Raw genomic sequence first — 7,505 nt, forward strand, 5'->3', positions numbered from 1 at the left:
CGGATGCTCCCACGACCCAGCCATCACAACCAGGCCCGCAGGGCAACTTCTCTATCTTAGCCATCCCGACTCGCTTGTCAAATCAGCGCGCCGGGCAGATCGAGGATCCGCTGCGCAGCTGAGACAGCCGCAGAAGGGGTGGATCTCCCATCCTAGACGCACGCGCCTGATCTCTCAAGAGAGAAGGAGTCGGAGGTGGTTCTCCGCTTGAGGGGGGTGAAGCTCTGGGCTTCTCCGCTTCCCTGTGGGGCGAACAAGTAATAAGTTACGTGGGTTCCGGGGTTCTGGCAAATCGGGGCACCACCCCCGGGCGTGTCGGCACCGCGACAGGACCACATCAGCCCGGATCAGCCGGGTTTTTCCGCTCGGAAGCCGCGGAGTAGCATCGCGCCATGGGCCCCCACCGTCCCTCCCCCCGTGCCGCCGCTCCCGCGAGGACCCGTCCGAGCGCCGCCCTGCTGCGCCGGGTCTGGACAGAGATCGGCGGAGAGCCCGCTGCCGTGCACGACGCGCTCGCAGACCTCCCCGGTCTAGGCGACGTCCCGCTCCCTGCCCGTACCGCCGCCGGGGAGCTCGCGCTGGGGAGCACGGCCGCCGCGACGCTGGCGGCGGGGCGCAGGGTCGCGGACCTGGATGTCGCCCGGGTCGCCGCCGCATACCGGAGCGACCGTCTCCTGACGGTCGACGGTGCTCCCCCGCCCATCTGGTCTCCCCTCTCGGGGTTCTGGGCCACCGCCGACGGGTGGATCCGCACCCACGGCAACTACCCCCATCACGCTCGCGGGCTCCGCTCCGCCCTGGGGCTCGCGCCCGACGCCGACCGCCCCGACGTCGCCGCAGCTCTCGCCGCGCTCCCCCGCGACGAGGCAGTGCAGCGGATCGTGCACCACGGAGGACTCGCGGTCTCCGTGCGGGCCGAGCAGCCGGAGCACGACGCCCGTCTCCGCACCATGCCTCTGATCGAGGTCGCCCGTGTCGGCGATGCCGCGCCCTCCGGTCGTCCGACGTCCGGGCCTCCGTCTCCCCTCACCGGAATCCGCGTGCTCGATCTCACGCGCGTGATCGCCGGTCCCGTCTGCACACGCACACTCGCCCTGCTCGGTGCCGACGTGCTGCGGATCGATCCCCCGGCCATCGCCGAGCTCCCCTGGCAGCACCTCGACACCGGTCACGGGAAGCGCAGCACGATCCTCGATGCCCGTGACCCGGCGATGTCCGCTCTGCTCGCCACCGCCGACGTGGTCGTCCTGGGGTACCGTCCGGCGTCGCTCGCACGACTCGGCCTGTCTCCCGACACCCTCGTCGAGAGGTACCCCGGTCTCGTCGTGGCCGAGCTCAGCGCGTGGGGTGCCGACGCGCCGGAGCGCGCGGGCTTCGACAGCCTGGTGCAGGCGGAGAGCGGAATCGCGGTGATCGAGGGCGACGACGGCGTGCCCGGAGCGCTGCCCGCACAGGCGCTCGACCACAGCAGCGGCTACCTGCTCGCCGCGGCGGTGACCACGCTGCTCGGACGGCGTGCGCGCGAGGGCGGATCCTGGATCGCACGCACCTCGCTGCGCCGGGTCGCCGCCGAATTTCTCGGGATGCCGCGCCGCACGGACCCGGTCGCTGCGCCGGATCCGGACGCGGCCTCGCACGAGGCGAGGTTCGACGTCGACGGGGTGTCCCTCGTCACCGCGGCACCGGTCATCCCCGGCACGGCGTTCACGGCGCCGCACCCGTGGGGGTCGGACGCACCGCGCTGGTGACGACCACGCTGGTGACGACCGCGCTGGTGACGACAGCCGCTGGTGCCGCGCGCGGTCAGCGCGACCGGACGGGGTCTCCTCGGCGCAGAGCCACCACGGCACACAGCACGAGAGTGAGCGCACCCCACACCGCGCACGCCGGAGGCAGCACGCGATACGCCAGGTGAGCGACGGTGAACTCCGCCGTGAGGGGACCGAGCACCGCGAGACCGATCACCCACGCCGCCGCCAGGATCACCGGCAGCGAGAGCCACCAGGTCACCCGCACCGGCGAGGGCAGCCACCGGGTGACCGCGTCGCGAGGCACCGCACGCCGCAGCCGCAGCGCGGCCCACAGCCCGAGGCCGAGCAACGCCAGCACGCTCGAGCCGTGCTGCACCCATTTGTACCCGAGCAGCGGACCCCAGTGCTCATCCAGCATCGGGAACAGCGCGACGCCCCAGCGCCCCTCGTGCGTGAACGCGTCCCACGCGATGTGCGACAGCACGCCGAGCACGAGCGACACCGCGAGCAGCAGCGGATACCAGGGGCGACCGAGACCGACCCCCACCGCACGGCCCGCGGCCACGGCGCCGCGGTCGTCCCACTCGCGCGGCAGCCGACGCGCGACCCACAGCGGCACCAGCTCACCGACCGACGGCCGCAGCACCAGGCGCCAGAGCAGGAAGAGCACGAACGCCAGCAGCGCCGTCCAGATCACGTTGGCCACGGTGTGCGTGAACGAGTAGTCGAGACCCACGCCGCGCAGGAACAGCGGGAGATCCGGCGTCATCGCGCCGATCGCGATCGCCGCGGGCACGAGGGGCGTGCGCACGAACGGCAGCGCGACGATTGCGTGACTCGGCGTGAACGGCATCCGGAGGCCGCGTCAGCTCAGGAACACGCCGGCGAGGGTCTTCTTGCCTCGGCGCAGCACCGAGACGCCACCGGGGAGAGTGCCCTGCACGGTCGCCGTGTCGTCCGCCACCCGCTCGCCGTCGAGCGACACTCCGCCCTGTGCGATGGCCCGCCGCGCCTCCGACAGACTCGACACGAGCCCGGTCGCGACCAGCGCATCGACCACGGGCGTCCCGGGCGCGACGGTCGCATGCGGCAGCTCATCGAGCGCGGAACGCAGCGTCGCCGGGTCGAGCGCGGTCAGGTCGCCCTGTCCGAACAGTGCCTCCGACGCGGCGATCACGGCCGCCGTGGCCTCGATGCCGTGCACGGTCGCCACGACCTCGAGCGCCAGACGCTTCTGCGCGGCGCGTCGGAACGGCTCGGTCGCGACGAGCTCGGCGTACTCCTCGATCTCGGCCCTCGTCAGGAACGTGAACACCTTGAGCCGCTCGATCACATCGGCGTCGGCCGTCGACAGCCAGAACTGGTAGAACGCGTACGGGCTGGTGAGCTCCGCATCGATCCAGATCGCGTTGCCCTCGCTCTTGCCGAACTTGGTGCCGTCGCTGTTCGTGATCAGGGGCGTGCCGATCGCGTGCACGGACACACCCTCGACACGGTGGATCAGATCGGTGCCGCTGGTCAGGTTGCCCCACTGATCGGACCCGCCCGTCTGCAGACGGCAGTCGTACTGACGGTAGAGCTCCAGGAAGTCGAGACCCTGCAGGATCTGGTAGCTGAACTCGGTGTAGCTGATGCCCGCGTCCGAGTTGAGGCGCGCGGCGACCGCGTCCTTCTTCAGCATCGTGCCCACGCGGTAGTGCTTGCCGATCTCGCGCAGGAAGTCGATGGCGGACAGCGGCGCGGTCCAGTCGAGGTTGTTCACCATGCGGGCCGCGTTGTCGCCCTCGAAGCTGAGGTAGCGCTCCACCTGTCCCCGCAGCCGATCCACCCACTCGGCCACCGTCTCGCGTGTGTTGAGCGTGCGCTCCGCGGTCGGACGGGGATCGCCGATGAGCCCGGTCGAGCCGCCGACGAGACCCAGCGGCCGGTGCCCGGCGAGCTGGAGCCGACGCAGCAGGAGCAGCTGCACCAGGTGACCCAGGTGCAGGCTCGGCGCGGTCGGATCGAACCCGCAGTAATACGTGATGGGGTCTCCCGCGAGCAGGGCGCGCAGCGCCTCCTGGTCGGTGGACACGTGGACCAGGCCACGCCATACGATCTCGTCCCACACGTTCTCGAACGTGGGATCGATCGCCTGGGGTGCGGTCGTCAGGTCGGGAGTTGACACGCGCTCCAGGCTAGCAGCGCGCGGTGCGGCATCCCGCCTCACACCGCACCGTCGAGCTCGGCGATCTCCTCGGGCGCGAGGGCGAGCTCGGCCGCGTCCAGCGCGGTGTCGAGCTGCGCGATCTTGCTCCCCCCGAGGATCGGCCGGATGCCGTGCGCGAGCAGCCATGCCAGCACGATCTGCCCGCGCTGGGCGTCGTGCGCGTGCGCGATCCGGTCGAGGACCGCGAGGCGCCGCGCGGTGCCGGGGTGGTCGTAGACCTCGGGGATCGCCTTCGCCGCGTTGTCGTACGCCCCGGACAGCAGGGGCGTGTACGCCCAGGTCTCCAGACCGTTCGCGGCGGCGTAGTCGCGCTGCTCGTCGCTCAGCACGCCGAACGGGTGCACCACCCCCGGCGGCAACGTGCCGGGGCGCACGCGCAGATAGGTCGCGTTGAGCTGGAGCGCATCGAGCGGCGCGCTGCCGATCGCCGCCGCGTGAGCGCGGGCCCGCTCGATGCGCCAGGCGGGATGATTGGACGCGCCGACGCGCCGGACCGTCCCGCTGCCGGTGAGCGACGCGAGGCCGTCGACCGTCCGCTCGATGGGGACGGCGCGATCCTCCTGGTGCAGCCAGAGCAGATCGATGGTGTCGACGCCCAGGCGCGACAGGCTGCCCTCGACAGCCTGCGCGATCGCCCGCGGCGACAGGCCCGTGCGGTGCGCGGGCCACGAGCCCGGCCACAGCGGTTCGGCACCGACCTTCGTCGACAGACGGATGCGCTCGCGGACACCGGGGCGAGCGGCGAGCCACCGACCGATCACCGCCTCGGACGCGCCGCCGTGCCCGGTGTCGCTGGCCCAGAAGCTGTAGCAGTCGGCGGTGTCGATCCAGCTGCCGCCGCGTTCGACGAAGCGGTCGAGCAGGGCGAAGGAGATGTCCTCATCGATGATGGTGCCGAAGGACATGGCACCGAGGACGATCGGGGATGCGCGATGCGGAGAAGCCGTCATGCAGGAAGCATGCAACCTGGAGCGCACTCCAGGTCAAGCCCTAGGATCACCGCATGACCACGACCTACACGCCGGCCGAGACCGCCGCCCGCTCCGGCTTCAGCATCGACACCCTGCGGTACTACGAACGCGAGGGCATCCTGCCCGCGGTGCCGCGCACGGCCGGAGGCCACCGGGTGTACACCGATGCGGAGCTCGGGCTGCTCGAGTTCCTCAAGTGCCTGCGCGAGACCGGGATGCCCGTGGAGCGTCTCCGGCGGTACGGGCAGCTGTGCCGCGACGACGACACCATCCCCGAGCGGATCGCCCTCCTGGAGGAACACGCCGAGACCGTGGAGCGGCAGCTCGCGGAGGTCCTCGCGCAGCAGCGCCGCCTCCAGGAGAAGCTGACCTGGTACCGGAGGCAGCTGGCCTGACTCAGGTGTGCGCGGCCCACCACACCAGGAACGCCGCACCGAGCCCGATGACCCAGCTGACGAGGCTGCCGACCAGGAAGTACTCGGCCCTGGCGCCGGTCTCTCCGTCGCGGGAGATCTCGGGGAACCGGACGATGCCCTTGGCCGCGAGCATGGCCGCCAGCACGGGATAGGCGGCCGCGAGGGTGAGGATCATCACCAGCACGCGCTCGAGCGGTCCGATGAGCCGCCCGCCCTTGAAGCCGTTGCGCGGATCGGTCGCCGGCAGCACCGCCTCCACCGGGGCATGCGCCGCACCCGCCGCAGCGGGTTCGGCGGTCTCGGGCGACGACGGCTCCGGGGCGACCGCGATCGGGGCGGGGTCGGCCGGCCGCCAGGTGTGCTCGCCGTCGAGGGCCGCCCGCACCACGAGGTTCGACGACTCCAGCAGGAAGACCCCGGCTCCGAGCGCGAGCACGGCGAGGTCGAACGACACCTCGCCGAAGGGCGACCGCAGCGTCCAGAGCTCGCCGATGAGCCCGGTCTCGTCGCGCGCACCCACCCACACGACCGCGCCGATGCTGAGGGCGGCCACGGCGACCGCGGGCCAGAAGCCGGCGCGGGAGGGTCGGCCGTCCGGCATGCTCCACACCCAGAGGGCACCTCCGGCGAGGCCCAGGACGGCCCAGAGGAGCGCCTCCCCTCCGATGCCGAGCAGCACGATGACCGCGGCGGCGACCACGTATCCGAGCCAGCGACGGGGTACGAACTGACGCACCAGATCGGCCGCGCCGATGGCGAGGAGCAGGAAGCCGGCGAGGATCATGCGCCCTCCCCTCGCAACGCCGCCAGTCCCTCGATGAGCGCCGCCGCCCCCGCACTGCGCAGGGACTTGGAGACGCTGGGCTGCGTGATGCTCTCCTGTGCCGCCAGCTCCTGCTGCGACCGGCCGATCAGCCGACCGTAGGTGAGGCGTCGCTCGCGCGCGGTCATGGCGCCGACGAGCTCGTCGCGGACGAGGACGTAGGCGTTGGCGGCGGCGATCACGGCGGGCATGACCTCATCCTGACCCGGGGCACCGACAATCCAGGTGCGCGTCCGCGGCACGGCGCGCTGTTCGCGGGCATGGACGGTCTCGATCGCGGCGCGCGCGGCATACCATCCCGGCCCGTCCGCGAGCTCACCGTGGATCGAATCGACGGCGCGCACCTCCCCCACGCCGATCCCGAAGCGGAAGGCGAGGTCGTCCGGCAGCCGCAGCTGGATCATCAGGAGCGAGGTGAGCGCATCGGTCAGCTCTCGATAGACGGCCTGCTGCTCGTCCCCTACCGTTGGCGTGAGCGGCTGCAGTGCGAGAGGTCGGTCGGACTCGACCTCGGCGATGGTGTCGTCGAGCGCCCGCTGGGCGGCACTGCGGTCGTCGAGCTCGCGGGAGCCCACGATGTCGGCGATCACGGCGATGACCATGGCATAACCATAGCACGAATAAGCTGAGTTTATGCATGTTTTGGTTATAGATCGGAGATATGCCTGATATGAGCATCATGCCCTGGAGCGCAGGAACCTGGACCCACGCGCCCGCCGACGTCGCGGACAGCGGCGCGCACCTCGACGTGACCGCCGCCGAGGGCAGCGACGCCTGGCGGCACACCGCGTACGGCTTCGTGCACGACACCGAGCACGCACTCCTCGCTCCCCTGGCCGTCGGCGAGGCGATGGAGGTGTCGTTCCGCGCCCGCTGGGAAGGACAGTTCGACCAGGCCGGCCTCTTCGTGCGCGCCGACGACGAGCACTGGGTCAAGGCGGGCGTCGAACACGCCGACGGCCACCTCGGGCTCGGCGCCGTGGTCACCGCCGTGGTCTCCGACTGGTCGGTCGGACACGTCGACGACTGGCGGGAGAGCGAGATCACCGTCCGCGTCAGCCGCTGGCGCGACGCGCTGATCGTCCGCGCCGCCGCAGACGGCGGACCCTGGCGTCTCGTGCGGGTCGCGCCCTTCGACGGCGAGGCCCCCGCCGCGGCCGGACCGTTCCTCGCCGCACCCACGCGCGCCGGGCTCACCGTCCGCTTCACACGCTGGGAGCGGACCACCGCAGACGCCGACCTGCACTAGCCGCGCGGGTCGAGACCGCCGAGACGGGAGCGGGCCGCGGACGACCGCGGCCCCCTCCGCTCACAGCCCGAGAGCGTGCGCCGCCG

Annotated in this window: 8 protein-coding genes; 3 read left to right on the top strand and 5 right to left on the bottom strand. The window is 71.8% G+C overall.

The window, feature by feature from the left end; translation table 11 throughout:
* Positions 1 to 392 precede the first annotated feature (392 nt).
* Positions 393 to 1,748, top strand: a complete 1,356-nt coding sequence (locus DW309_RS04980) for a CoA transferase (protein WP_136044740.1) — start codon at positions 393 to 395, stop codon at positions 1,746 to 1,748.
* A 55-nt stretch (positions 1,749 to 1,803) separates the two neighbouring features.
* Here the strand turns inward: DW309_RS04980 and DW309_RS04985 are convergent, their stop codons facing one another.
* Genes DW309_RS04985 through DW309_RS04995 form a run of 3 tightly spaced genes read right to left on the bottom strand, consistent with a single transcriptional unit; the run spans position 1,804 to position 4,910 of the window.
* Entirely contained in the window at positions 1,804 to 2,604 is an 801-nt protein-coding gene (locus tag DW309_RS04985; protein ID WP_136044741.1) for a DUF4184 family protein, read from the bottom strand.
* A gap of 12 nt (positions 2,605 to 2,616) precedes the next feature.
* A complete protein-coding gene (tyrS, locus tag DW309_RS04990) occupies positions 2,617 to 3,918 on the bottom strand; it encodes a tyrosine--tRNA ligase (RefSeq protein ID WP_205812629.1) in 1,302 nt (433 codons plus the stop codon).
* Between the two features lie 38 nt (positions 3,919 to 3,956).
* A complete protein-coding gene (locus DW309_RS04995) occupies positions 3,957 to 4,910 on the bottom strand; it encodes an aldo/keto reductase (protein WP_136044742.1) in 954 nt (317 codons plus the stop codon).
* A 53-nt stretch (positions 4,911 to 4,963) separates the two neighbouring features.
* On the opposite strand from DW309_RS04995, the gene DW309_RS05000 reads away from it, so the two are divergent.
* Entirely contained in the window at positions 4,964 to 5,326 is a 363-nt protein-coding gene (locus DW309_RS05000; RefSeq protein WP_136044743.1) for a MerR family transcriptional regulator, read from the top strand.
* 1 nt (position 5,327) lies between these two features.
* Here DW309_RS05000 and DW309_RS05005 read toward each other — a convergent pair whose 3' ends face one another.
* Positions 5,328 to 6,131 (bottom strand): hypothetical protein, encoded by an 804-nt coding sequence (locus DW309_RS05005; protein ID WP_136044744.1) that lies wholly within the window; start codon positions 6,129 to 6,131, stop codon positions 5,328 to 5,330.
* The gene (locus tag DW309_RS05010) at positions 6,128 to 6,772 is read right to left on the bottom strand and encodes a SatD family protein (RefSeq protein ID WP_136034247.1); all 645 of its coding nucleotides are present in this window, start codon (positions 6,770 to 6,772) and stop codon (positions 6,128 to 6,130) included. Before DW309_RS05010 ends, DW309_RS05005 begins: the two co-directional genes overlap by 4 nt.
* Positions 6,773 to 6,840: 68 nt before the next feature.
* On the opposite strand from DW309_RS05010, the gene DW309_RS05015 reads away from it, so the two are divergent.
* Positions 6,841 to 7,419 (top strand): DUF1349 domain-containing protein, encoded by a 579-nt coding sequence (locus DW309_RS05015; RefSeq protein WP_168387180.1) that lies wholly within the window; start codon positions 6,841 to 6,843, stop codon positions 7,417 to 7,419.
* Positions 7,420 to 7,505 lie beyond the last annotated feature (86 nt).

Source organism: Microbacterium sp. K41, assembly GCF_004794395.1.
GTDB classification, from domain to species: domain Bacteria; phylum Actinomycetota; class Actinomycetes; order Actinomycetales; family Microbacteriaceae; genus Microbacterium; species Microbacterium sufflavum.